This window comes from Actinotignum urematis (assembly GCF_051264595.1).
In the GTDB taxonomy this organism is placed as follows: Bacteria; Actinomycetota; Actinomycetes; order Actinomycetales; family Actinomycetaceae; genus Actinotignum; species Actinotignum timonense_A.
On the sequence record NZ_JBOZBG010000002.1, the window covers coordinates 211,540 to 235,057 of the forward strand.

Consider the following 23,518-nt stretch of genomic DNA (forward strand, 5'->3'; position numbering starts at 1 on the left):
TCAACAGCAATGCAGTTCAGAATTCGCGCTCTCGTTATTACCCGGCCGGGCTCCGCCTACCTGGAGGACACCCTCGCCGCGCTGGAATCCTCCACCCGAAAACCCGATGCCATCAGCGTGCTCACCGGAAAACTCGGGGTAGCTGTCAATGACGCGGTTGCCGCGGATGCCCGTGACACACCAAGCGGCGAAGCACGCGGCACCGGCGAGTCCGCCCCGGCTGAATCGACTGCCGCAGAATCCACCACCGGCAGCTATGACGCCTACTGGATCCTGCACGACGATAGCGCACCCGCCCCGGATGCCCTCGCGAACCTCGCCCGCACTCTGGAAAACGGCGCCAATATTGGCGCGGTGGGTTGCAAACAGGTGGATTGGGCGGACCCGGGCGCCCTCCTGGAAGTCGGCATCCGCGCCACTCGCAGCGCGCGGCGAGTCCCGGAAGTCGCCCTCGATGACCGCGACGGTGGGCAGCTGGACGGGCGCTCCGACGTGCTCGCGGTGGGAAGTGCCGGCATGCTCGTGCGCGCCAGCGCCCTGCGCGAGGTGGGCGGTTTCGATACCTGGCTGGGGCCCTTCGGGGACGGGCTCGAACTCTCGCGGCGGTTGCGCGGAGCGGGCTGGCGCGTCGTCGTTGAACCTTCCGCCACCGTGCGCCACGCGCGCGTCTCCCTCGGCAACGACGGCCGCGATTCTTTCGCGGCCCGCCGCGGCGCGCAACTCTACAACGCGGTGCTCGCCGCCCCCGCGCTGCTCGCGCCCTTCCTGTTCCTCGGGTATGTGCTGCTCGGCCCGGTGCGGGCACTGGTGCGGCTGCTGGGCAAAGAGGCACGGCTCGCGGACGGTGAAATACGCGGGGCCGCGCGCTTGCTCGGGAGCCTTCCTGCGCTGATGCGGGCTCGGCGGCGGCGCCGGCGCACCGAAAAAAGCCGTGCCGGACTCGCGGCCCTCGAAGCGCGCGGGCGTGATGTGCGCGCGGCACGGCGCGAAATGACACGCAGCGAGCGGGAGAAAATCCGTTTGGTGGCGCGCCCGAATCCGCTCGAAGAAGCGGAACGACGGCGCTGGCACCGGTCCACCGCACGTGCCCGGCGCACCGTCCTCCTTCTGACCGCCCTCGTGGCGGGAGTGGCGGCCTTCCCGCTGCTGCGCGGCGGGTACCTGAGCGGCGGGGCGTTGCGCCCCGATGCTCTTACCGGCACCGAAGTGTTGCGAGCCAGCCTGCCTGGCTGGCTCGCGGTGGGGGATGGCAGCCCCGGGCGCATCGACGCGCTATGGACCCTGCTCTCCCCGCTCGCCCTGGCACTCCAGCCCTTCGGGGGCACCCTGGGGGACGCCGCGGTGCTCCTGCTCCTGAGCGCCCCCGTGCTGGCCGGCATGACGGCTTTCTGGGCGGCCCGCACCCTCACTTTCTCCCCGCATGTGCGCGCGGTGGCCGGCCTGGTGTGGGCCGGGGCCGGGCCCCTGGTGGGGGCGTTGAGCGCGGGCCACGTGGCCGGGGCGCTTGTCCATATACTTGTGCCGGTGCTGGCCGCCTCGGTGCTCTCCGTGTGGCGCCTACCCCGCACCCGCGACCGCATCGAATCCACCGCGGGCCTGGGCACCGCGGCGCTCGCCGGCATCTACCTGGCCGCCGCCGCCCCGGTCATGCTCGCCGTGCTTCTTCTCATTGCTCTGGTGGGGGCGCTGCGCTGGCGGCGCCTGCGCTGGCTGTGGGTGGTGATTCCCGCGGCCGTGGTGGTTATTCCCGGGCTCGAAGCTTCCTGGCGGCTGCTCTTTGCCACCCCGGGGGAGCCGTTCGCGGCCCGCCCGGGCACCCTCGACCTCCTTTCCTTCTTCCCCCTCGCCCAACCTGAGGCCCTTCCGTGGCTCGGGGAGATCGCCCTCATCTGCGCGGCCTGCCTCGTGGTGATCGCGGTACTGGCCCTGGGGCGGGCGCGCAATTGGCAGCGCATCCGCGCCGGCTGGTTGATCGCCGCGGCCGGTTTCGCCTGGGCGCTTGCCTCCACTCGCGTATCCGTGGCCCAGGTGTACGACGGCGCCACCGCACTCAGCGCGCCAGCCTGGAGCGGTATCGGCTTGAGCGTGGCGCTCGGCGGGCTGTGGATCGCGCTGGTGAGCGCCGGGGATGGCCTACGTACCGATATGAGCGGCCGCTCCTTCGGGCTCTACCAGCTCTTCGGCCTGGGCTCGGTCGCCGTACTGATCCTGAGCGCCCTGGCCGGATCGGGCCTCTACCTCAGCCGGGCCCTCACCGGCACCACCGAGCTCCAGCAGGAAACCGGGAGGCCGGTGCCGGCCGCTGCCACCCTCGAAGCCACCTCCCCGGACCGGGTGCGAGTCCTCGCCCTCTATCCGGCCGAGAACGGTATTCGCGCCGAAATCTGGCGCGGGCCGGGCCGCCAACTCACCGATAACACCATGGCCGGCGCGCTCGCGGCCCTGGAAGGAACCTACTCCGGGGATGCCGCCGCGGCGGACGTGGCCAGCGCCGTCGCCGATATGAACGCTGGAAACCCGCGCGCCGCGGATATCCTGGCCGAACACGCCATCTCCTACGTGGTGATCCCCGCCCAGGCACCCCGGGCCGGGGAGCTCGCCCGCGCCCTGGGTTCCACCGGGCGTTTCGATATGATTAGCGCCACTGAGCAGCAGCTTTCTTGGAGACTGACCCGCAGCGAGGCGAGCGCCGTGGATGCCGCGCGCCTCACCCTGGACGGCAGCGCGCTACCCGCCGGGCGCTACAGTGTGGACACCGAACTACCCGCGAGCGCGGGCCGCAGCGGCGGAATTGTGCGGCTGGCCGAACGCCAGGACCCGCTGTGGGAAGCCCGCCTGGACGGCGAGCGCCTCCCCGTCTATAACGCCGGGTGGGCCCAAGCTTTTGAGATACCGGCCGGGAGCTCCGGGCGCCTCACGATTACCTATAACCGCACCGGGGACGCCCTGGTGGCCTCCGCGCGGATCTTGGCCGTGGCCGCGGCGCTCGTGGTGGCTATTCCGGTGCGTCGGAAGGTGGTGGAGTAATGGACCAGGTTCGCGATGAAGCCGAAGTGGGGCGTGCCAACGGGCGCGGGGCGCGCTGGCGCCACCTCACGGTGCGGGCCGGTAGTGCGCTCGCGGCGGCGGGAATCGCCGCCGCGGTAGCGGCGGCCGGCGTCGTTCTTCCCACCGGGGCGCCGCGCGCGGTAGAAGCCGAAGTGGCGAGCGCGGGAGAAGCCCCCACCCAGCTGCTCTGCGGGGGCGGATTCGAACAAACCATTTCCGCGGGCATGACCGTGGAGGGCACCCCCGGGGGAAACGCGGAAAATATCGCCACCCAGGTGCTGCTTTTCGGCACCGCGGATAAGGAAGCGCGCGCGGCGCTCCCCACCGGCACCATCCTCAGCGCCGATCCCGGCGAGGTTCTTTCCGGCGCGGTCGCCTATAGCGCCCAGGGCGGTAACGGGCGCGGTCTGGCCACGAATACCTGCGTGAGCGGGGCGGGAGACCTGTGGATTACCGCCTCGGCCACCAGCGTGGGGTACTCCAACCAGCTTCTCCTCACCAATCCGGGAGCCGCGCCTATTACCGTGCGGGTGGATGGCCTGGGCGGGGCCGGGCCGCTCGGCACGGTGCGAGTGGCGGTACCCGGGCGCTCCACCGTACGCCACACCCTGGACGGCTTGCTCGCCGAAGATTCCCGCCTGGCCCTCCACCTGAGCACCCAGGCCGGCACCTTCGGAGCCACCCTGCAAAACCAGCATATTTCCGGAACCAGCGGCGCCGGGGTGGACTTCGCGACCGGCGCCCCGGCCGCCACGGAGCTGACCATTCCGGGAATCCCGGAGGGCTCCACCCTGCGCATCGCCAACCCCGGGGAGGCCACCACCTTCACGGTGCAGCTCACCGGGGAAGATGGCACCACCCGCACCCTGCCCGGTGGGGAAGATGTGCAGATCGCCGCGAATTCCGTTATGGACCTCACTTTGGCCGGTATCGACCCGGGCACCTACGCGGTGCAGGTGCGCGGGGCGCAGCCCCTCGCCGCGGGCGCGTTACTGAGCGGTGGGGGAGATGCGGCGTGGGCCAGTCCGGTTGCCCCGGCCGCTCGCACCGCGGGAAGCTTCGGGCCCGGCCCGGCCCGCCTGGCACTGGCCGGGCGCGGCCACGTTGACATCACCCCGGTGGGAGCCGACGGCGTGGACCTCGATCCCGTGAATGCCCAGGTGCGCGGATACGCCACGGTTGAGCTACCTGAGGCGGCCCGCGGCTACCGCATCGAGGCGGAAAACCCGGTGAGTGCCGCGGCGCTGATCCTAGCCCCGAATGGGGAAGCCGGCGGGGCCAGCGGAATTGATTGGGTGAGCGCGGTGGCCGACCAGCGCGAAGCGCTCTCTGCCCGTGTTGCGGTGCGCCAGAACTAGAAACCACGGGGCGAGCCACCTAGGCGTGCGCGATACATAAAAGCGCACCACCGCGTCGCCGCGGCGCGCAGGAACGCAGGCACGCGGGCCGCAGCTGCGGCGTCGTACCAAAAACTAGAAACCGCGCCGCAAAAAATCGATGTCTTCGGGGTGGCGGGAAATCGCCGCGGCGAGCTGCTCGGTGACGATATCGTGGATGACGATACGCGGGAAGGGACTGGCCATCGCGGTGCGCATCATCGGCATCCGGTAAAACAGCAGCCGCGCCCGCACCGCGCCGCCGCGTTCGAAAGGCAGCAGGCGCGCGAGCGGCACGCCATCCTCCCACGGCGAAGGATCCGAGGCCGGAACATCCATCACCGCGAAATCAAGATCGCGCATATCCTCACCGAAATGGGCGCGGTAGGTGGCGAGTTCGGCGGCGATAATATCGTCGAATTTATCGGCGCGGGTGCGCCAGGCCGGCAGGGTATAGGGGATCACCGGTCCTCGAATGCCCCGTCCGTGCCGATCACGGCGGCGGGGGCGAGGCTGGGAAGGAAAAGTGTCCATACCCCAAGGTTACACGGGCGTGCTAACGTCTAAGGCGTGAGTCCGTTGAGAAAGTGTTCCCGCACCACGTGCCAGCAGCCGGCCGTTGCCACGCTGACGTACCAGTACGCGGAAGCAACCGCCGTGATCGGGCCGCTCTCACCGGTGGCCTCCCCGGGCACCTTCGACCTGTGCGAAGCCCACGCCGAATCGGTGACCGTCCCGCGCGGCTGGCAGATGATCCGCCTGCGCACCGAATTTGAACCGGCCCCGCCCTCGGATACCGACCTCATGGCGCTCGCGGATGCCATCCGCGAAACCGCCACCCGCCAGCCACCCGAACCCACCCGCGCTACCCGGCGGGTGAGCCGCCCCTCCGATGTGGAGGTGCGCCCGCGCCTGAGCGTGGTGCGCAGTGAAGAGCCGGAAACGCCGAAAGACAACTAGAGGTACGACGGCGCATCGTCGGCCCCGCGCCTACCGCGTCCCGGCTTCGTACCCACGCCGCACGCCGCACGCCCCGCAGCCGCCGCACGCAACCGCGCACCCCATTCGTGCGTTTTTCTGCACGATTGGCACGAACGTGAGAAAATGGCGCTATGACTATGCGCGTTCTTGTGGTCGATGACGATCCCGGTATCTCTGAAATGGTGGCGATCCTGCTGGAATCGGAAGGATACGCCGTGACGGTGTGTGCCACCGGCACCAATGCCCTGCCTATTTTCCGGGCGGAAACACCGGATATTGTGCTGCTGGACGTCATGCTGCCCGGAATGAGCGGGGTGGAAGTGGCCCGCCAGCTGCGCGAAGAAAGCGATGTGCCCATCATTATGATGAGCGCGCTCACCGATTCGGTGGACGTGGTGGCCGGCCTGGAGGCCGGGGCGGATGATTACGTCACCAAGCCTTTTGAGAACTCGGTGCTGCTGGCCCGCATTAAGGCGCGGCTGCGGCGCACCGAACCGGAAGCGGAAACCCTGCGGGTTGCCGATCTGGTTATCGATCCGCGCGCCCACCAGGTCACCCGTAACGGGGAAGATCTGCACCTGACACCCCTCGAATTCGAGCTGCTCACCACCCTGGCGCGCAAGCCCTACCAGGTGTTTTCCCGCGAAGAACTCCTGGAGCAGGTGTGGGGCTACCGCCACGATTCCACCGATACCCGCCTCGTTAATGTGCATATCCAGCGCCTGCGCTCCAAGGTGGAAAAGGATCCGGATAATCCCGAGGTGGTTATTACGGTGCGCGGGGTGGGCTACCGGGCGGGGGCAACCCAGGAGTGAGTCAATTTTCGCGGCGCGGCTATATTCATCGCAGCCTCGGGAGCATGGGGCGTGGCGCCCTCACCTCATTTTCACAATCGTGGCGCACCTCCCTCAACGCGCGGGTGGTTTCCGCAATTGTGGCGATCGGGGTGCTCACCAGTATCGTCACCGCGGTGATTGTTGCCAACCAAACGCGTTCGCAACTCTATGAGCGCGCGGTGAGCGCCGCCACCGAACAGTTCTATGGCGCCCGCTCCCAAGCCCAGTACGTTTTTGACTCCGCGAACGCCCAGACCTCCGGAGCGGTCCAAGAAATCGCCAACGCGCAGGTGCGTTCCCAATTCGAGCCGATCCGCGGAGTGGTGGGCACGGCCCTCATCCGCTCCCCGGGGCAGAATACCGGTAACTATCTGGTGGCGGATGTGGGGGCACCCACCCCGGCAACCGTTATGGATGTGCTCACCCCCGAATTGCGCGAAGCCGTGCAGGAATCCTCCAGCCCGCAATGGCAGGCGGTGGCGATTGCCAAAGGGGAGGAATACACCCTCCCCGGGATTCTTATCGGCGCGACCGTGCGCCTGCCCAATGCCGGCATGTATGAGTTTTACACGCTTTATTCCTTGGAAAACGAAGAAGTGACGGTGGCGCAGGTTTCCCGGGTGCTTATGCTCGCCACCATCGCCCTGCTCACCATCGTGGCGGTGGCCACCGGGGTGCTCGTCAATGTGGTCTTGAAGCCGGTGCGGGCGGCGGCGGAAAATGCCCGCCAGCTAGCCGGGGGCGCTTTTGATGTTCGCATGGATGACCGCGGGGAAGACGAATTGGCCCAGCTCGGTTCCGCTTTCAATCAGATGGCCGAATCGCTCCAGGACCAATTCACCCGCCTCGAGCGGCTTTCCCAGGTGCAGCAGAATTTCGTATCCGCGGTCTCGCACGAATTACGTACCCCGGTCACCACGATCCGAATGGCCGGCCAGCTTATCTACGATAAGCGCTCCGAACTGCCCTCCAGCCTGCGCCGCTCGGCCGAACTCCAGCATTCCCAACTTATTTCCCTGGACACCATGCTCTCCGATCTGCTGGAGATTTCCCGCTTCGATGCGGGTTCGATGGTGCTGGAAACCAGCAAAATCGACGTCGTAGAAATTGTGCGGCGCGTGATTATCTCCCAGGCGCCTCTGATCGAAGCGAACGGGGTGCCCGTCACGCTCTCCGCGCGCGGGGAAACCGTGGCGAGCGTGGACTCGCGCCGCATCGAACGCATCGTGCGCAACCTCGTGGTGAACGCGGTGGAGCATGCCGAAGGCGGGCCCGTCAAAGTGCGGGTGGTCGGTTCGGATACCGCGGTGGCGGTGGAAGTATCCGACCGCGGTATCGGCCTGAGCCCCGAGCAGGCCTCCCACGTTTTCGACCGTTTCTGGCGCGCGGATACCTCCCGGGTCCGCAAATCCGGGGGAACCGGCCTGGGCCTGACCATCGCCCGCGAGGACGCCCTGCTCCACGAAGGGCGCCTGCAAGCCACCGGCGAATTGGGGGTGGGATCCACCTTCCTCCTCACCGTGCCCCGCACCCAAAAAGCGGCGTTCACCCCGCCGCTGCCCCTGCGGGTGGCGGCCGCCGAAGACTGGCAGGACAGCGGGGATATTCCCATTGAGATCGCGCGGGCGGATACCACCGGGTCCCTGCCCGCGGTGGGTACCACCGGCACGATTCCAGCTATCCGCGCAACTGCGGTAGCGCCAGTGGACGCAAGTAGCGGGGCCGCTGCGGCGGCGTCGCCGAAAAATGCGGTACCGGGCACGGGCGTTTCCGGTACGACGACGCACACCCCAAGCGCGCCCACCGGAACAATGGCGCCCACCGGTTCGGCGGCGCCTACCGGGCCGGCGGGGAAGGAGGACGCATGAACACGCAGGTGCTGAAGAAAGCGGGGCGGGGGCGTGCCCTCGCGGTGCTGCTCAGCGTGGTGATCCTGGCGCTGGCCGGCTGCGGGCGGCTGCCGCGCTCCGGGCCGGTCAATGAGGCGAGCGTGCCTCCCACCGAAGAAGCTGTTTTCGGCCTCACCCCGGCCGGGCCGGCCACCGGCGCCTCACCCGAAGAAGTGATCCGCGGTTTCCTGCTGGCCGGGAGCAGCGGGGCGGGCGACGATTATGCCACCGCCCGCCAATTCCTCACCAAAGAAGCCGGCCGCACCTGGAACCCGCGCTCCCAGGTGCGGGTCTACCCGAATTCTCAAAATATTTCCCCCACCCAACGCGAGGACGGCACCTACGTTATTTCGGTGACCGCGCAGGGAACCGTGGATACCGGCGGGCGCTACACCGAAGCCTCCACGGACGCCATCCACTCCACCACCTTCAAACTGGACCGCAATGCCAGCGGCGAATGGCGCATCGCGGAACTGGAAGACGGCATCATGATGACCGATAGCCTCTTCGCCTCCATGTACGTGCGCACCCCGCTGTATTTCATCGGTCCCGGCTCGGATACCATGGTGCCCGACCTGCGTTTCTACCCGAGGATGACCTTTATTTCCTCCACGATTGCCGGGCTGCTGGCCGGGCCTTCGCCGTGGCTTGCCGATGCGGTGCACTCGGAAATTCCTACCAGTTTGCGCATGGCCTCCAGCCCGAAACTGGAAAGCGGGGTGCTGACCTTGGATGTCACCGCGGAAATCTCCACCCTCAGCCGGGAATCCCAGGCGCGTGCCGTCCAGCAAATCCAGCGTTCCTTCACCGGCCAGAGCGTGGTGCCGGTGCATTCGGTGAATATTACGGTGTCCGGTGAGCCGCTCGATACCATCGCCATCGCTGACCTGCCCACGTATCCTTACGGGGCTTATGACCTCACGGTGCTGGAAAATAACCGGCCCTACAAGGTAGAAGAAGGCAAGACCCGCCCGGTCTTCAGCAGCGGGGTCTTCGACGATATCCAGGTGGCGCGCATGGCCGGGAACTATTCCGATTCGGTGGCCTCCTACGCCCTGCTCACTGCCCAGCGCGATGCCCTGGTGCGGGTGGGAAGCGATGGTTTCCAGCCCTTCACGATGGTGCGCGGGGAACGCCTGGTGGAGCCCTCCTACGACTACTGGGGCTGGGTGTGGACCTCCGAAACCGATAATAAGGGCGTGGTGCTGGCCGCGGCCGATGACGGCCGGGTGCGCGAGTTGACCGCGCCGTTCCTCAAGGGGGCGCGGATTCGCGAGGTGCGGGCTTCGCGTGAGGGCGCGCGGCTGCTTATCGTGGCGCAGGTGGGGGATACCGTGCAGATGCTCATTGCTCCCATCCAGCGCGATGCCCGCCACGAGCCGACGGCGCTCGGCGATCCCCTGGAAGTGGGCCAGCGCCTGGCGGATGTGAGCTCGGTGGCCTGGATTTCCAGCACGGATATCGCGGTGCTCGGGCGCGCCACCGCCGGCACCGATCCGCTGATTTTCGCGGTTCAGGTGGGCGGGCCCATGGAACGCCTCAACGTCACTCCCTATCCCGGTTCGGTGCGGCTCACCGCCGGGCGCGGGGAACAATCCATCGTGGTCCTCACCGACCAGCAGGTGGTTGCCACTCGCGACGGCGGGGCGTGGCGCCCGGTTGCCACCGGCGTCACGGATATTGTGCTGCCGGGGTAGCTGGGTTTTCGGGCAGCTGCGCTTGTCGCGGGGCTGGGTTTCTCGGGTAGCTGCGCTTGTCGCGGAACTGTCCACAAGTTCCCAAACGTCGCGCGTATCCACAGGCCGTTTACGGGTGGCTGCGTTTTCGGAGCACGTGCGGCACGCTGGAGCCATGTTTATTGGTACGACGCCGCCCTCGCCACCCCGCGCCCTGCTCGCACATTGCGGTGGCGTTACCGGCGCGCTGCGCTCCTGGGCCGGTGCCCTGGGCGACCTCATCTTCCCGCGCTGGTGCGCCGGATGCGGGGTCTGGGATGCCACCCTGTGCCCGGCCTGCACCCGCGCGGTAGCCGGCAGCTGGCGCGGCGGGGAAGGCCGCGCCCCCGCCCTCATGCAAGTTCTCCCCAACGGCGATGAAGAAGCCCTCTTCCCGGTTTTCGCCCTGGGGGAATACGTCGGGGTACGCCGGCAAGCACTCCTCACCTGGAAACACGGGAACGACGCCGCACTCACCTCCCGCTTCGCCACTCTTTTTGCGCAGCGCTGCCGGCAGCTCGCTCCGCTCTGGGAGGGCACGGCGCTCAGCGTTATTCCCGCGCCCTCGGGCGCGGCTCGCCATCGGGCCGGGCGTTTCGTTGCCGGGCACCTGGCGCAGGCCGCCGCGCGGGGGCTGGTTGCCGGGGGAGTAGATGCGCAGGCCGCACCGGTGCTCATCAGCGGGGAAAGCGCTAGTAGTGGGCTACTCGGCGGCATCCTGCGCGGTGAAGGAACTGGCGGCGGGGCACTCGGCGCGCTTCCGGCGCGGCTCCTGGCCCGCGCAAAACACGCGGCGGAAGAAAAGCGGGCCCGGGCCGGGCAGCGCCACCTTGCCGGTCAGCGGGAGCGGGCTGCGAAAGGCCGCGGGATTCGGCTGAGCCCGGGCATCACCATTCCCGGGCGGGTCATTCTTATTGACGATGTGCTCACCACCGGATCTACCCTGGCCGGGTGTGCCCGAGCCATCGCGCAGGTGGGTGGGCAGGTGGTTGCGGCATTGGTCCTAGCCCTCGCTCCGGATCCGCGTCCAGCGAACTCGCGCACAGCGTTATCGCTGCTCCAGCCCTTTCAGAATGTTGTGAACTGAACTACACTTAATGCCAAGAAATAACGGTGCCGGCCGCGCGAGCGGGCGAAACGAGCAATGGTGAACGTTGAGCCGCATGCGTGCCGGGTGACCCAGGATAGGGGGTGGTGCCTCTCTTATCCGCGTGAGAAGCGGGCATTTTTTTCAGCGGGCCGTGCGCCCGCCACTACATCCCAAGGAGGACACCGTGGAGATTATCGTCAAGGGTAGGAACACTGAAGTTTCGGACCGTTTCCGCAATCACATTGAAGAAAAAATCGCGAAGGTGGAACAGTTCGCTCCGCGCGCTCAGCGCGTTGAGGTAGAGGTGTCGAAGGAAAAGAACCCCGCCCAAGCGGATAACTCGAAAGTTATCGAAATCACGGTTATTGATAAGGGCCCGGTTATCCGGGCTGAGGCCTCAGCCGCTGATCAGTACAGCGCCCTCGATCTAGCATCCGGAAAGCTTTTTGAGCGGCTGCGCCGCTCGCGTGATCGCCGCAAGTCCCATCGGCGCGTGGTTGAGAAGGTGGGCGAACCGCTCACGCTCACCGCGGAGGACCTCGCGGCCGAAGCCCAGGCAGAGCCCGCGCCCGAAGTCGAGGTGGAAGCAGCGCATCCCACCCGCCCCGAAACTACCGGGGAAGCGGTAGAAACCCAGCTGGGGGATTCCCCGGTTGTGGTGCGCGATAAGCTCTACGAAGCCAATCCCATGTCCGTGGACCAGGCTCTCTACGAAATGGAAATGGTGGGCCACCCCTTCTACCTCTTCATCGACGAAGAAACGAAGCAACCGTGCGCGGTCTACCTGCGCCACGGCTGGACCTACGGGATTATTCGTCTCGACACCACGGTGCACTAAAGACCGCACCCGGGTGTGGCCCGCGCCGCGCCTCCCGCGCTGAGTAGCGGGCTAGCAGCGGAATTCCAAACGGGCCGAAGCCACGAATACACACCAAGGCGAGGGACCGAGCATCATGCCCGGTCCCTCGCCCTGTGCTCGGCCCCTCGCCCTATTTCCCAGATCGTAACTGACCATGCGCAGCCGCCTCCGAAAACAAAGTGCGCATAAGAGCACCGTTTTCACCCGGTTTCATGTTCCTTACGCGCACTTGACGGGGTTGACGGTTCGAAATGCGCACTCTGAGGAGGAGAGAGACCGGGTCGGATAACAAAGTGGTACTGGAGCTACAGCCAATCCCCGATTTTCTGTCGTGCAGTACCACTCTGTGTGGCTCGATGTTCCCCAGTACCACCCTGCCCGCCGTGCGCACGGCTCGCTAAGATAGGGGAGGTGAACGCAGAAGGAGAGTTAGCCGTGACACATGCATCCCCCGCCCCCGAGCAAGCCACCCCGGAACGCACCTATCGGGTAGCGGTGATCGGCGCGGGACCGGCCGGGATTTACGCCTCGGATATCCTCAGCAAATCCGATATCCCGGTCAGCATTGACCTTTTCGATAAGCTGCCCACTCCCTACGGCCTGGTCCGCTACGGGGTTGCGCCTGACCACCCGCGCATCGGCTCGATTATCAAAGCCCTCCACGCCATCCTCAAACGCGGCGATATCCGCTTCCTCGGGAATGTGAAAATCGGGGAAGACGTTCACATGTCCGAAATTCACGAGTTTTACGATGCCGTCGTCGTCGCCACCGGCGCCGATCAATCCGTACCTCTCACCATCCCGGGCGCCGATCTTCCGGAAGTCTACGGGGCCGCGGATTTCGTTTCCTGGTACGACGGCCACCCGGATGTGCCGCGCACCTGGCCCCTGAACGCCCGCAACGTCGCGGTTATCGGGGTGGGGAATGTGGCCCTCGATATTTCCCGTATCCTCGTGCGTTCCGCCGATGACCTGCGCGCCCACACCGATATTCCGGAGAATGTGGAGCGCGGGCTGCGCGCCAACCCCGTCGAACACGTGCATATCTTTGGGCGGCGCGGCCCGGCCCAGGTAAAGTTCACCCCGCTTGAGCTGCGAGAATTGAGCGAAGTGGCCGGGGTGGATATCCAGGTCTACCCCGAAGATTTCCAATATGATGCCGGCTCCCAAGAAGCCCTCGATTCCTCGAAGATGACCCGTCAGGTGGTGGATCTTCTCACAGATTGGGTCTTCAACGACCCGGAAGAAATGACCGCCCCGCGCCGGATCCATATCCACCTCATGCAGGCCCCGGTGGAGATCCTCGGCACGGATCACGTGACCGGCATCCGCATGGAACGTACCCAGCTCCAGGGGGATGGTACCGTGACCGGCACCGGCGAAACCGTCGATTACCCGGTGGAGGCCGTCTATAGCGCTATCGGCTACGCCTCCGAACCGCTGGACGGACTTCCCTGGGATCCCATCCACCGGGTTATCCCGAATGAGGAAGGCCGTATCGTCACCGATACGGGGGAGGCTATCCCCGGCTACTACGTGACCGGCTGGATCAAACGCGGTCCCGTGGGCCTGATCGGCTCCACGAAATCCGATGCGCGCCAAACCATCCGCCACCTCGTTGCCGACGCTCAAGCCGGCATCGCGCGCGCCACCGGGGACGGCTCGGGCGGGCGCGGGCTCCTCGACCTCCTCACCGAACGCGGCGTGAAATGGACCACTTGGGAAGGCTGGGAACTCCTGGAAGCTTTCGAGGAAAACCTCGGCGCCCAGCAGGGCCGCGCCCGCGTCAAGGTGGTCAATCGTGACACGATGACCGCGATTTCCCGCGGGGAGTCGCACGACGGCGCACTTCTCTAACCATCCGCTCATCCCTCACCTTCCGCGACAGAAAGAAGAACGCTTATGCACGGCGAATACAAGGAACTCGGCCAGAAAATGGCCATTGTTGACCTGGACGTGGTCGATAACAAACTCGCGAATGTTCGCCTCTCTGGTGATTTCTTCATCGAACCGGATAGCGCGCTGTGGCGCATCACCGATGCCATCGAGGGGCTGAGCGCGGATGCTTCCGCGGAGGATATTGCCCAGGCGGTGGAAGCGGCGGTGCTCCCCACCGATAACCTCTTCGGGCTGAGCCCGCGCGGGGTTGCCGTGGCGGTGCGCCGCGCCGTCGGCCATGCCCTGGCCTGGGAAGATATCGATTTCGAGGTCCTTCACACCCCGGTTATCCACCCGGTTCTCAATATGACCATGGATGAGACCCTCCCCGAAGCGGTGGCCCGCGGGGAACACAAGCCTTTCTTGCGTATCTGGGAATGGGACCGCCCGCTCGTGGTCATGGGCTCCTACCAGTCCTATTCCAATGAGATCAACCAGGACGGGGTGGATCGCCACGGGATCACCGTGGGCCGGCGCATTACCGGCGGGGGCACCATGTTCATGGAGCCGGGCAATTGCATCACGTATTCGCTGGTAGTGCCCACCGCGCTCGTGGACGGGATGTCCTTCCTGGAGTCCTATCCCTTCCTGGATGCCTGGGTGATCGAAGCCCTCGCGCGGGTGGGGGTGAAAGCCCACTACGTTCCCCTCAATGACATCGCCTCCGACCGCGGCAAAATCGGCGGCGCGGCCCAGAAGCATTTCGCGACCGGCTATATGGTTCATCACGTCACCCTCGCTTATGACATCGACGCGGACAAAATGATGGACGTGCTCAATATGGGCAGCGCGGGCAAAAAGAACCGCGGGCACCGCTCCGCGAACAAGCGCGTGGACCCGATGAAGAGCCAGACCGGGATGGAACGCGACGCCATTATCGAGGTATTCAAGGACGTATTCACCCAGAAATACGGCGCGAGCCAGGGGCAGATCACCGCGGAGGACCTGCGCGTGGCCCAGGAACGCTACGAGGCGAAATTCTCCACGCCCGAATGGATTCACCGCCTGCCCTAAGTTCGGTTGCGGCGCATGGGCGCGCTATTGCATTGCGTACGTGCGCGGTAGTGCGCGTGCGTGCGCGTAAGCGTGTGTATGCGCGCTCCGGCACGTGCGTACGCACCCTTGCACGCGTAGGTACGACGGCGCAGCTAGCGGTCGGCGCGCTCGCCGGGCAGCCGGGGGAGTGGTGGTGGCCACGTTCCCGCCTCAAAAGTTGACAGTAACTTTCCTCCCTGGGTAATCTCATCTGGTGCCTTACGGAAGGGCGGCCACGAAGCCTTTCTTCCGCGGGGTGAAAAACACTTCTTCGGAAGTTATATTGGCGGGTTTCCCGAGCGGCCAAAGGGACCTGACTGTAAATCAGATGCGTTACGCTTCGTAGGTTCGAATCCTACACCCGCCACGAAATGTCGAAATGGTTGATCTGTTTCACATTTCTCGCATTGTTGGTTTTTCAGCGTGAATCGAGTAAGCTTGGTACTCGTTGCGAAATCGGCATCGCCCCGATAGCTCAGTCGGCAGAGCGTCTCCATGGTAAGGAGAAGGTCAAGAGTTCGATTCTCTTTCGGGGCTCCGTTGCCGCCTCATGCGGTGACATGAGGCGGGGTAGCTCAGATGGTCAGAGCGCACGACTCATAATCGTGAGGTCGCGGGTTCAATCCCCGCCCCCGCTACTGACTACCAGTAGGGCACAACCTTGAGGAGAAAAAGGAATGGCTAGCAAGTCTGCTGACGTGCGTCCCAAGATCACCCTCGCCTGCGAGGTGTGCAAGGAACGTAATTACATCACGAAGAAGAACCGCCGCAACGATCCGGATCGTCTGCAGCTGAAGAAGTACTGCTCGCGGTGCAATGCCTCCACGAACCATCGCGAAACCCGCTAATAGCGCGGTAGCGTGACGGTATCCCACCCGGGATGAACCCCGGCCGGGATGCACAGCTCAAGGGAAGCCTGAACGGGCTTCCCTTTTTGCGTATCTGGTGGCTCCAGCTGCGCCGTCGTACCAATCGCGCTCGGGCTGAAGCTGCGCCGTCGTACCAATCGCGCGCGCAGCGCATGCGCCGTCGCCGTGAAAGCCGTAGGCTAGAACAATGAGCTGTACTCTTCCCGAACCACCCGAACCGCATCACGTGAGCGCGCCGGTGCTCTCCACCCGGGCCCGCAGCGGAGCTACCACCCTCGCCGAACTCACCACCATCGGCGTGGGCGGAACCTTCACCGAACTCGTGGAAGCCACCACCGAAACCGAGGTGGTGGATACCGTACGCCGGGCGGACGCGGCCGGCACCCCGCTCCTCGTTATTGGGGGCGGCTCGAATATCCTGCCCGCGGATAGCCATTTTGACGGGATTGTGCTGCGCGATATGCGCTCCGGGATCGTGTTGGATTCGCTGGGCAGCTGCGAAGGCGCGAATTTTTCCGCGCTGCCGGGAACCCCGTGGGATGACCTCGTGGTCCACGCGATTTCCCAGGACTGGGGCGGTTTTGAAGCGCTCTCCGGGATTCCGGGAACGGTTGGCGCGGCCCCGGTGCAAAATATCGGGGCCTACGGGCAGGAAGTCGCCGCGACCCTCGCGCGTCTCAAGGTTTATGACCGGCGCGAAGAACGCATCCGCACGCTGTTCCTCGCGGATATGCGCCTGGGCTACCGCACCTCAATCCTCAAGGAAACCATCGGGGAATACGGGCCGAGCCCGCGGTATATCGTCCTTGAGGTGACTTTCCAAACCAAGCTATCCAATGTGTCCGATCCCATCGGCTACGCGCAGCTGGCCCGCCACCTCGGGGTGGAGCTCGGGGCGCGGGTGCCTTCGGAAACGGTGCGAGAGGCGGTACTGGAGCTGCGCGGTAGCAAAGGCATGGTCCTCAATAATGCCGACCGCGATACGTATTCGTGCGGTTCTTTCTTCACCAACCCGGTGCTCACCACCGCGCAGGCGCAGCGGCTGCCGGAAGACGCCCCGCGTTACGAGGTGCACGACGCCGCACACGCAACTCTGAGCGGCGGTGTTCCCGTAGTAGACGGGCTGGTCAAGACCTCAGCCGCCTGGTTGATTGAGCATGCCGGGTTCACCCGGGGCTACGGGCACGGCCCGGCGCGGCTCTCCTCCAAGCACACCCTAGCGCTCACCAATGCCGGGGGAGCCACCGGTTCTCAGCTGCGCGCGCTCGCCCGGGAAATCCAGGCCGGTGTGAAAGAAGCCTTCGGGGTGGTGCTCCATCCCGAGCCGGTGGTGCTCGGCGGCCTGGAAGCCTAGTCCTCTTCTGCCAGCCAGGCATCAACCTCCGCGAGCCAGGCCCGTTTGGAGGAAGCGGAGGCGAAGGAAGCGCGGATGGAACGGCGGGCTAATTCGGCCAGCTCCGCATCGGAGAAGCCCTGCCGGCGCGCAATCTCATACTGGTCATTGAGGCGGGCCAGGAAGAGCAGCGGGTCATCGGCACCCAGGGCGATGATTGCCCCGGCGTCGAAAAGGGTACGCAGGGGAACATCGTCATTTTCGCGGAATACCCCGAGCGACACATTCGAGGCGGGGCATACCTCCAGCGCGATCCCGCGCTCCACAATCTCATCGATGAGGGCGCGATCCTCGGCGGCCCGCACCCCGTGGCCGAGCCGGTCCGGATTCAGGTGCGTGATGACCTCGCGCAAATGCTCGGGGCCGAGCAGCTCCCCGCCGTGGGGAACCGAACGCAGGCCGGCCCGCCTGGCGATGCGGAAAGCTGCCTCGAATTCCGCGGTGTGCCCGCGCCGCTCATCATTGGAAAGCCCGAAACCCACTACCTCGCCGGGAGCATCCCCGGCGTAGCGGGCGGCCAGACGGGCCAGGGTGCGCGCATCGAGCGGGTGGCGGGTGCGCGAGGCCGCCACAATAACACCCACCTCCACACCGGTATCCCGGGTGGCCGCTTTCGCCTCGTCGAGAACAATTTCGAGGGCCGGGGTGATACCGCCGACGTAAGGGGCGTAGGAGGTCGGGTCGATTTGAATTTCCAGGCGCCGCGATCCTTCCGCCCGGTCGGCCCGAGCCGCTTCGCGTACGATCCGCCGCATTGCTTCTTCAGATCGAACGACGGCGCGCGCGGCATCGTAGGCACGTTGGAATCGGAACCAGCCGCGCTGGTCCGCGGGCACCTGCATCGCCACGTTATCGGTGAGGTTCTCGGGCAGGCGCACCCCGGCGTGGCGGGCCATATCCACGAGACTGGGCACGCTCAGCGAACCGGTGAAGTGCAGATGCACATGGGCTTTGGGAAGGGCAGCAAGGTCACGCACCACTCCATCTTCCCACGCCGGCGGCACGCGTGAGGTGCGGGCACCCGCAGCGTGGCGCGCGCCCGCATTGTGCCACCGGGGTGGATGCGGCACTATTGTTCTATGGCTGCATCTTCGGAAAGCGCTGATTTAGCGTTGCTGACCGGCCCGGACGCCGGGTCGATGCTCGCCACCGCGCTTCCCGCTTGGCAGCTCATCTCCTGGGCGGTCCACCGCGTCAATCACCGCCCCGGGGCCGGCGTGACCGTGAGCTACACCGTGACCGCGCGCGCCCGCGGGGAAGGCGGGCGCCCCACCGGCCAAGCGCGCGAAAAATACGTGTGCGCCTCCACCGCGCAGCTCTCCCAAACTTTCACCCCGAGCCTCGTGCGCCTCACCCACCGCGATACTGCCGTGTGGGTCTGGGAATACCCCCATGATCCCGAGCTTCCCGCGCTCCCGCTGGCCGTTACCCCGAGCCGAATGTCGGCATTCCTGGGAGAAAAAGTAGCGGTGGAGCTCAAAAGCTACCGGCCCACCAGGCGTGCCGTCGTCAAAGTCACCACCGCGGGCGGCGGAAGTGCTTTCGCGAAAGTGCTGCGCCCACCGGCCGCGCAGTCCCTGGCCAAACGCCATCGCATGCTAGGGGAGGCCGGGGTGCTCGCCCCGCGGGTGGTGCGCGAAGATTCGAGCGGCCTCGTTCTTATTTCCACCCTCCCGGGCGAGCCGCTGGCCAATTGGCTGGCCCGAGGGCTGGGGGAGCAGAGCGTCGCGCTTTTCGACACCCTGTGGAATCTGCAAGAAAGCCTGCCGGCCGCGGCCATCCACCTCACCCACCGGCCTGCCTGGGCGGATCGGGTGGGCCACTACGCGCACGCCGCCGCGGTAGCCCTCCCCGGTATCGCGGCTCGCGCCCACGCGGTGGCCAGCGGAGTCACGGAGATGATGGCCAGCCTCGATCCCGGGCCCATCGTGCCCGTGCACGGCGATTTTTACGAAGCCAATATTTTCGTGCAGCGCGGGCCGGCGGTAGGCGCGCCCGCGCCAATGGGGACTGCCGTAGACGTGCCCACGCCAACGGGGCGCGCGGCGGGAAGCCCCACCGGCTGGATGGCCGGCGTTATTGACGTGGATTCCCTCGGCCCGGGCTACCGCGCCGATGACTGGGCTTGCCTGCTCGGGCATATGAGCGTGCTGCCCCACCTGGCCCCGGCCGCCTACCCGCACCTGCGTTCCATCCTGGGCCAGTGGTGCGCCTTGCTGGAACAGCGTTTACCTGCCGCGCCCGTGTACGCGCGGGCAGCCGGGGTCACGCTCTCCCTCGTTGCCGGGGCCGCCCGCACCGACGGCACCCGCTGGGAACACGATGCCCTCGGGCGGCTGCGCGAAGCTGAATACTGGCTCTCCCGGGCGCGCTACCTGGCCGGATATGGAGGAAATGCCTACCCGCGGGGCTAGCTGCGCTCCCGATACACCCGCTGCCCGGCGAGCGGCGTCGTCGTTAAAACCCCGGAATTTTCGTCACCTGACAGTGCCGCAACCACCACGCACAAACAATACTGTTCACCCGCTCGTTACATTGTGCTTGCTTTCCGGTAAATGAGTTAAGTGAACCTTAGAGGGCCCACGTTCTGTTAGAAGGGATAAAAGGACAATGGGATCCTCACATTTCACTGCCCGGCGCGCGGTGGCAGCAGCAGCTGTGGCCGCCGTCGGCTTCTCGGCGCTCGCGGGAGGTGCCGCTTCGGCGGAAAATACCACCTACCGCACCGCGAACGGGCCGGAAAACTGCGTTATTTTTGATTCGCAAGGCAACGTTATTCCGCCCAAACCCGGCGATTGCGCGCAATTCGGTAAGGCGGGTCAGGGGCGTTCCAACGCCAAGGCCCGCAACGTCATCCTCATTATTGGTGATGGCATGGGCCAGTCGGAAATCACCGCGGCCCGCAACTACCTCAAGGGCGCCTCGGGGCGTTTCGAAGGTATTGACGAACTCACCTCCGAAGGTATGTACACGCACCATTCCCTCTACAAGGATGGTGCTTTCAATTACGTGACTGATTCGGCCGCCTCGGGAACCGCCTGGGCCACCGGTACGAAGACGTACAACGGAGCCATCGGCGTGGATTTGGCCGGCAAGCCGGTGCAGAACCTCATCGAGCAGGCCAAGAACGCCGGGATGCGTACCGGCAACGTGACCACCTCCGATATTCAGGACGCCACCCCGGCCGTGATGGGTGCGCATTCCACCAGCCGCAGCTACTACGCTCCCTCCGGTAACTCGAAGCCGGCCAAGGGCGCGGACCTGCGTGAAAACGGCGGGCTCGGCTCCATCTCGGAGCAGATTGTGGACACCCGCGCGGACGTGACCCTGGGCGGCGGCGCGAAGTACTTCGACGCCATGGTGACCACCGCCTCCGGGAACACCAACCCCTTCCTCGAGGGTGCGGCCAAGTACAACACCCAGTGGGAAGCCAATAAGTCGGTTCTGGACAATGCCCGCGCGAATGATTTCCAAGTGGTGACCACCGCCGATGAACTCGCGGGAATCACCAAGGCGAACCAGGATTCTCCGGTTCTCGGGCTGTTTGCGCCCTCGAATATGACCACGGCCTACAAGTCCTCCCAGGCGAAGGTCGGCGGGGCGAAGGCTGATCCGCTCACCTGCGAAAAGCAAGATATTGGCACCGAGCCTGAACTCGTGGATATGACCCGCAAGGCCATTGAACTTCTCGATGACCCGAGCGCGGAGAAGGGCTTCTTCCTCCAGGTTGAATCCGCCTCCATTGACAAGCGCGATCACGCTTCGGATGCCTGCGGGCAGATCGGGGAAACTGACCGCCTCGACCAGGCCACCAAGGTTGCCCTGGACTTCGCGAAGAAGGACGGGCAGACCCTCGTTATCGTGACCGCGGATCACTCGCATACCGCGCAGATTGTGTCCGACGGCGACGACCACGTGGGCCCCGTGACCCGCCTGACCACCGCCGATGGTTCGCCCATGTCCATCCTTTACGGCACCACGAAGGTCGCCGAGGATGGCACGAATGCCGGTTCCCAGCAGCACACCGGCGCGCAGCTGCGCGTGGCTGCTTACGGCCCCGGTGAAGAAAATGTGCTGGGTCAAACCGACCAGACCGATCTTTTCTACACCATCGGTAACGCACTCTCGCTCAACGCCGAAGCCTCCACCGCCGCCAGCGATGCCAATCTGGCCAAGCCGGTAGCCGGCGGGGCCAAGATGGCCATCGCCGTGGACGAAAACGGCAAGGTGACCGTGCCGGCCCCCGGTGATTTCGCCCAGTACGGCAAGGACGGCGAGCAGCGCTCGGATGCCAAGGCTAAGAACGTGGTGCTCTTCATCGGTGACGGGATGGGCGATTCGGAAATCACCTCCGCCCGCAACTACCTTTACGGGGCGAACGGGCGCCTGCCCGGTATCGATAACCTCGACTACACCGGGTCCTACACCCACTTCTCCATTGATCGCGACGGCGCCATCAACTACGTGACCGATTCGGCCGCTTCGGGTACCGCCTGGGCCACCGGCACCAAGACGTACAACGGCGCTATCGGCGTGGACCTGGCCCAGAAGCCCCAGGAGAACCTCCTGGAGAAGGCGAAGCGGGCCGGGCTCAAGACCGGTAATATCACCACCTCGGAAGTGCAGGATGCCACCCCGGCGGTTATGGGTGCTCACGTGACCAGCCGCTCGCATTACGCGCCCTCCGGGAACGCAAAGCCCGCCAAGGGTTCCGATCTGCGTGAAAACGGCGGGATGGGTTCGATTTCCGAACAGCTCGTGGATACCCGTGCGGACGTGACGATGGGTGGCGGCGCGAAGTACTTCGATGCCGAAGTCCAGGTGTCCGGTACCTGGGGTGAGACGACGCGGTGGACGGCCGGTAAATCCGTGCTGGAAAACGCGCGCGATAATGACTTCCAGATTGTGACGACGGCGGAGCAGATGGCTGCCCTGACCGAAGCCAACCAGGATAAGCCGGTCCTCGGCCTCTTCACCCCGGGCAATATGCCGCGCATGTTCAACGAGTCGGTGCCCACCCCGGGCAAGCCGACAACCTACGAAACCTGCACGATTAACGAAGCCCGGACCGCCGATGTTCCCACCCTGGCGGCCATGACCCAGAAGTCCATGGATCTGCTCAAGAACGACGCCGGATTCTTCCTCCAGGTGGAAGCCGCCTCGATTGATAAGGCTGATCACGGGGCGGATGCCTGCGGTCAGATTGGCGAACTGGACGATTTGGACCAGGCAGTTGCGGTAGCGCAGCGCTGGGCCAAAGAGAATGGTGAACCCACTCTTATCCTCGTGACCGCCGATCATGCCCACACCTCGCAGATCGTGGGTGCGGGAAGCACGACCTCCGGTGTGAACACCATCCTCAAGACGGTTGATGGCGACTACATGCAGATGTCCTATAACACCGCGGCCTCCAATGAGGTGGCGCGCGGCGGCCAGGGCCACACCGGTGCCCAGCTGCGTATCGCGGCCTCGGGCCCGGGTGCGGAAAACGTAATCGGGCGTACCGACCAGACCGACCTGCACTACACCGTAGCGAATGCGCTCGGCCTGGATAAGGAATCGCAGCCGGTTGTCAATCAGTTCGTCAAGGAAGGTGCCAAGCCGGAGCCGAAGCCGGAGCCCAGCGTGGATCCGAGCGTGAATCCGACTCCGGAACCGGGTACGGACCCGAGCGGTGATCCCACCGTTCCAGCCGAGCCGTCCGATAACGGCAACACCTTCTACGTATCCAATAACTGGACCGCCACCGTGGCCCAGGCGGTCTTCAGCTTCGGGCGCGCCGGCGACGATGTGCTCGTAGGCGACTGGAACGGGGATGGCAAGGATAGCTTCGCGGTGCGCCGCGGAAACACCTTCTACGTCTCCGATACCCTCGCGGGCGGCAAGGCCCCCATCGAATTCTCCTACGGTAAGGCCGGTGACACCGTGCTCGTGGGTGACTGGGATGGCGACGGTAAGGACACCTTCGCGGTTCAGCGCGGCAACACCTTCTACGTGGCGAACTCCCTCAAGAGCGGGGACGCGGATGAGGTCATCAGCTACGGCCGCTACGGAGATACCCCGCTGGTCGGTGACTGGGATGGCGATGACAAGGACACCTTCGCGGTACGCCGCGGCAATGTCATCTTCGTCAAGAACGCCATTGTCTCGGGTAACGCCGATACCCAGTTCTCCTACGGCAAGGCCGCGGACGAAGTCTTCACCGGAGATTTCGACGGTAACGGCACGGATACCTTCGCGGTGCGCCGCGGCAACGCGCTGCTCGTGAAGAACTCCCTCAACGCCGGCCCGGCCGATCTCACGCTCCACTACGGATGCGTGGCCGACGAGCTCTTCGTTGGTGACTGGGACGGTAACGGCACCGATACCCCGGCGGTGCGGCGCTAAGTACTGGCGCTAGGTGCCGGCACTGTACGCCGGCACGATAAACACGGCACTGCGCACCGGCGGTCAATACTGGCGCTCAGCTGCCTGAATAACGGGTCAAGC

General features: G+C 65.5%; 16 protein-coding genes and 3 tRNA genes. 17 read left to right on the top strand and 2 right to left on the bottom strand.

The genetic code is table 11. From position 1 onward, the window contains the following. The first annotated feature begins 9 nt into the window (after nt 1–9). Both ACRQDJ_RS02155 and ACRQDJ_RS02160 read left to right on the top strand, forming a co-directional pair. Nucleotides 10–3,027 carry a glycosyltransferase family 2 protein gene (locus ACRQDJ_RS02155; protein ID WP_284904101.1) on the top strand — a complete coding sequence of 1,006 codons (3,018 nt, stop codon included), beginning with the start codon at nt 10–12 and terminating at the stop codon, nt 3,025–3,027. Then, nucleotides 3,027–4,406, top strand: a complete 1,380-nt coding sequence (locus ACRQDJ_RS02160; protein WP_284904100.1) for a DUF5719 family protein — start codon at nt 3,027–3,029, stop codon at nt 4,404–4,406. The genes ACRQDJ_RS02155 and ACRQDJ_RS02160 overlap by 1 nt, the downstream gene beginning before the upstream one ends. A 114-nt stretch (nt 4,407–4,520) precedes the next feature. Here ACRQDJ_RS02160 and ACRQDJ_RS02165 read toward each other — a convergent pair whose 3' ends face one another. Then, entirely contained in the window at nt 4,521–4,889 is a 369-nt protein-coding gene (locus ACRQDJ_RS02165) for a metallopeptidase family protein (RefSeq protein ID WP_284904099.1), read from the bottom strand. A 105-nt stretch (nt 4,890–4,994) separates the two neighbouring features. Between ACRQDJ_RS02165 and ACRQDJ_RS02170 the strand changes: the two genes are divergently transcribed. The 13 genes from ACRQDJ_RS02170 to ACRQDJ_RS02230 all read left to right on the top strand — a co-directional run bounded on the left by ACRQDJ_RS02170 (nt 4,995) and on the right by ACRQDJ_RS02230 (nt 16,990). After that, the gene (locus ACRQDJ_RS02170) at nt 4,995–5,384 is read left to right on the top strand and encodes a DUF3499 domain-containing protein (protein ID WP_087070520.1); all 390 of its coding nucleotides are present in this window, start codon (nt 4,995–4,997) and stop codon (nt 5,382–5,384) included. Between the two features lie 152 nt (nt 5,385–5,536). Continuing rightward, the gene (gene mtrA, locus ACRQDJ_RS02175; RefSeq protein ID WP_026428307.1) at nt 5,537–6,220 is read left to right on the top strand and encodes an MtrAB system response regulator MtrA; all 684 of its coding nucleotides are present in this window, start codon (nt 5,537–5,539) and stop codon (nt 6,218–6,220) included. After that, on the top strand, nt 6,217–8,109 hold the full coding sequence (gene mtrB / locus ACRQDJ_RS02180; RefSeq protein WP_284904098.1) for an MtrAB system histidine kinase MtrB: 1,893 nt from the start codon (nt 6,217–6,219) through the stop codon (nt 8,107–8,109). The genes mtrA and mtrB overlap by 4 nt, the downstream gene beginning before the upstream one ends. Continuing rightward, entirely contained in the window at nt 8,106–9,827 is a 1,722-nt protein-coding gene (locus tag ACRQDJ_RS02185; RefSeq protein ID WP_284904097.1) for an LpqB family beta-propeller domain-containing protein, read from the top strand. Before mtrB ends, ACRQDJ_RS02185 begins: the two co-directional genes overlap by 4 nt. A gap of 154 nt (nt 9,828–9,981) precedes the next feature. Continuing rightward, complete coding sequence (locus ACRQDJ_RS02190) at nt 9,982–10,932, top strand: ComF family protein (protein WP_284904096.1); 951 nt, start codon at nt 9,982–9,984, stop codon at nt 10,930–10,932. 187 nt (nt 10,933–11,119) lie between these two features. Continuing rightward, nucleotides 11,120–11,773 carry a ribosome hibernation-promoting factor, HPF/YfiA family gene (gene hpf, locus ACRQDJ_RS02195; RefSeq protein WP_284904095.1) on the top strand — a complete coding sequence of 218 codons (654 nt, stop codon included), beginning with the start codon at nt 11,120–11,122 and terminating at the stop codon, nt 11,771–11,773. A 456-nt stretch (nt 11,774–12,229) separates the two neighbouring features. After that, nucleotides 12,230–13,651 carry an FAD-dependent oxidoreductase gene (locus ACRQDJ_RS02200; RefSeq protein ID WP_284904093.1) on the top strand — a complete coding sequence of 474 codons (1,422 nt, stop codon included), beginning with the start codon at nt 12,230–12,232 and terminating at the stop codon, nt 13,649–13,651. Nucleotides 13,652–13,696: 45 nt separating this feature from the next. Next, nucleotides 13,697–14,746 (top strand): lipoate-protein ligase small subunit, encoded by a 1,050-nt coding sequence (gene lplB, locus ACRQDJ_RS02205; protein WP_284896430.1) that lies wholly within the window; start codon nt 13,697–13,699, stop codon nt 14,744–14,746. 306 nt (nt 14,747–15,052) lie between these two features. Next, nucleotides 15,053–15,134, top strand: a tRNA-Tyr gene (locus ACRQDJ_RS02210). A gap of 97 nt (nt 15,135–15,231) precedes the next feature. Next, nucleotides 15,232–15,304: transfer RNA gene (locus ACRQDJ_RS02215), tRNA-Thr, on the top strand. Between the two features lie 27 nt (nt 15,305–15,331). Continuing rightward, nucleotides 15,332–15,405 (top strand) — tRNA-Met (locus tag ACRQDJ_RS02220). Between the two features lie 39 nt (nt 15,406–15,444). Continuing rightward, nucleotides 15,445–15,615, top strand: coding sequence for a 50S ribosomal protein L33 (gene rpmG / locus ACRQDJ_RS02225; protein WP_016443127.1), 171 nt, complete (start codon nt 15,445–15,447; stop codon nt 15,613–15,615). A gap of 208 nt (nt 15,616–15,823) precedes the next feature. Beyond that, on the top strand, nt 15,824–16,990 hold the full coding sequence (locus tag ACRQDJ_RS02230) for a UDP-N-acetylmuramate dehydrogenase (protein WP_284904092.1): 1,167 nt from the start codon (nt 15,824–15,826) through the stop codon (nt 16,988–16,990). Here ACRQDJ_RS02230 and ACRQDJ_RS02235 read toward each other — a convergent pair. Then, a complete protein-coding gene (locus ACRQDJ_RS02235) occupies nt 16,987–18,006 on the bottom strand; it encodes an adenosine deaminase (protein ID WP_284904091.1) in 1,020 nt (339 codons plus the stop codon). The genes ACRQDJ_RS02230 and ACRQDJ_RS02235 overlap by 4 nt on opposite strands. A 102-nt stretch (nt 18,007–18,108) precedes the next feature. On the opposite strand from ACRQDJ_RS02235, the gene ACRQDJ_RS02240 reads away from it, so the two are divergent. Beyond that, complete coding sequence (locus ACRQDJ_RS02240; RefSeq protein WP_284904089.1) at nt 18,109–19,443, top strand: phosphotransferase; 1,335 nt, start codon at nt 18,109–18,111, stop codon at nt 19,441–19,443. A 196-nt stretch (nt 19,444–19,639) separates the two neighbouring features. Continuing rightward, a complete protein-coding gene (phoA, locus tag ACRQDJ_RS02245) occupies nt 19,640–23,416 on the top strand; it encodes an alkaline phosphatase (protein WP_435717757.1) in 3,777 nt (1,258 codons plus the stop codon). Nucleotides 23,417–23,518: the final 102 nt, after the last annotated feature.

Bases quoted from the DNA above. Each gene is read 5' to 3' on its own strand.
- ACRQDJ_RS02155 (WP_284904101.1), top strand. From the start codon at position 10: ATGCAGTTCAGAATTCGCGCTCTCGTTATTACCCGGCCGGGCTCCGCC.
- ACRQDJ_RS02160 (WP_284904100.1), top strand. From the start codon at position 3,027: ATGGACCAGGTTCGCGATGAAGCCGAAGTGGGGCGTGCCAACGGGCGC.
- mtrA (WP_026428307.1), top strand. From the start codon at position 5,537: ATGACTATGCGCGTTCTTGTGGTCGATGACGATCCCGGTATCTCTGAA.
- ACRQDJ_RS02185 (WP_284904097.1), top strand. From the start codon at position 8,106: ATGAACACGCAGGTGCTGAAGAAAGCGGGGCGGGGGCGTGCCCTCGCG.
- ACRQDJ_RS02190 (WP_284904096.1), top strand. From the start codon at position 9,982: ATGTTTATTGGTACGACGCCGCCCTCGCCACCCCGCGCCCTGCTCGCA.
- lplB (WP_284896430.1), top strand. From the start codon at position 13,697: ATGCACGGCGAATACAAGGAACTCGGCCAGAAAATGGCCATTGTTGAC.
- rpmG (WP_016443127.1), top strand. From the start codon at position 15,445: ATGGCTAGCAAGTCTGCTGACGTGCGTCCCAAGATCACCCTCGCCTGC.
- ACRQDJ_RS02230 (WP_284904092.1), top strand. From the start codon at position 15,824: ATGAGCTGTACTCTTCCCGAACCACCCGAACCGCATCACGTGAGCGCG.
- ACRQDJ_RS02240 (WP_284904089.1), top strand. From the start codon at position 18,109: ATGGCTGCATCTTCGGAAAGCGCTGATTTAGCGTTGCTGACCGGCCCG.
- phoA (WP_435717757.1), top strand. From the start codon at position 19,640: ATGGGATCCTCACATTTCACTGCCCGGCGCGCGGTGGCAGCAGCAGCT.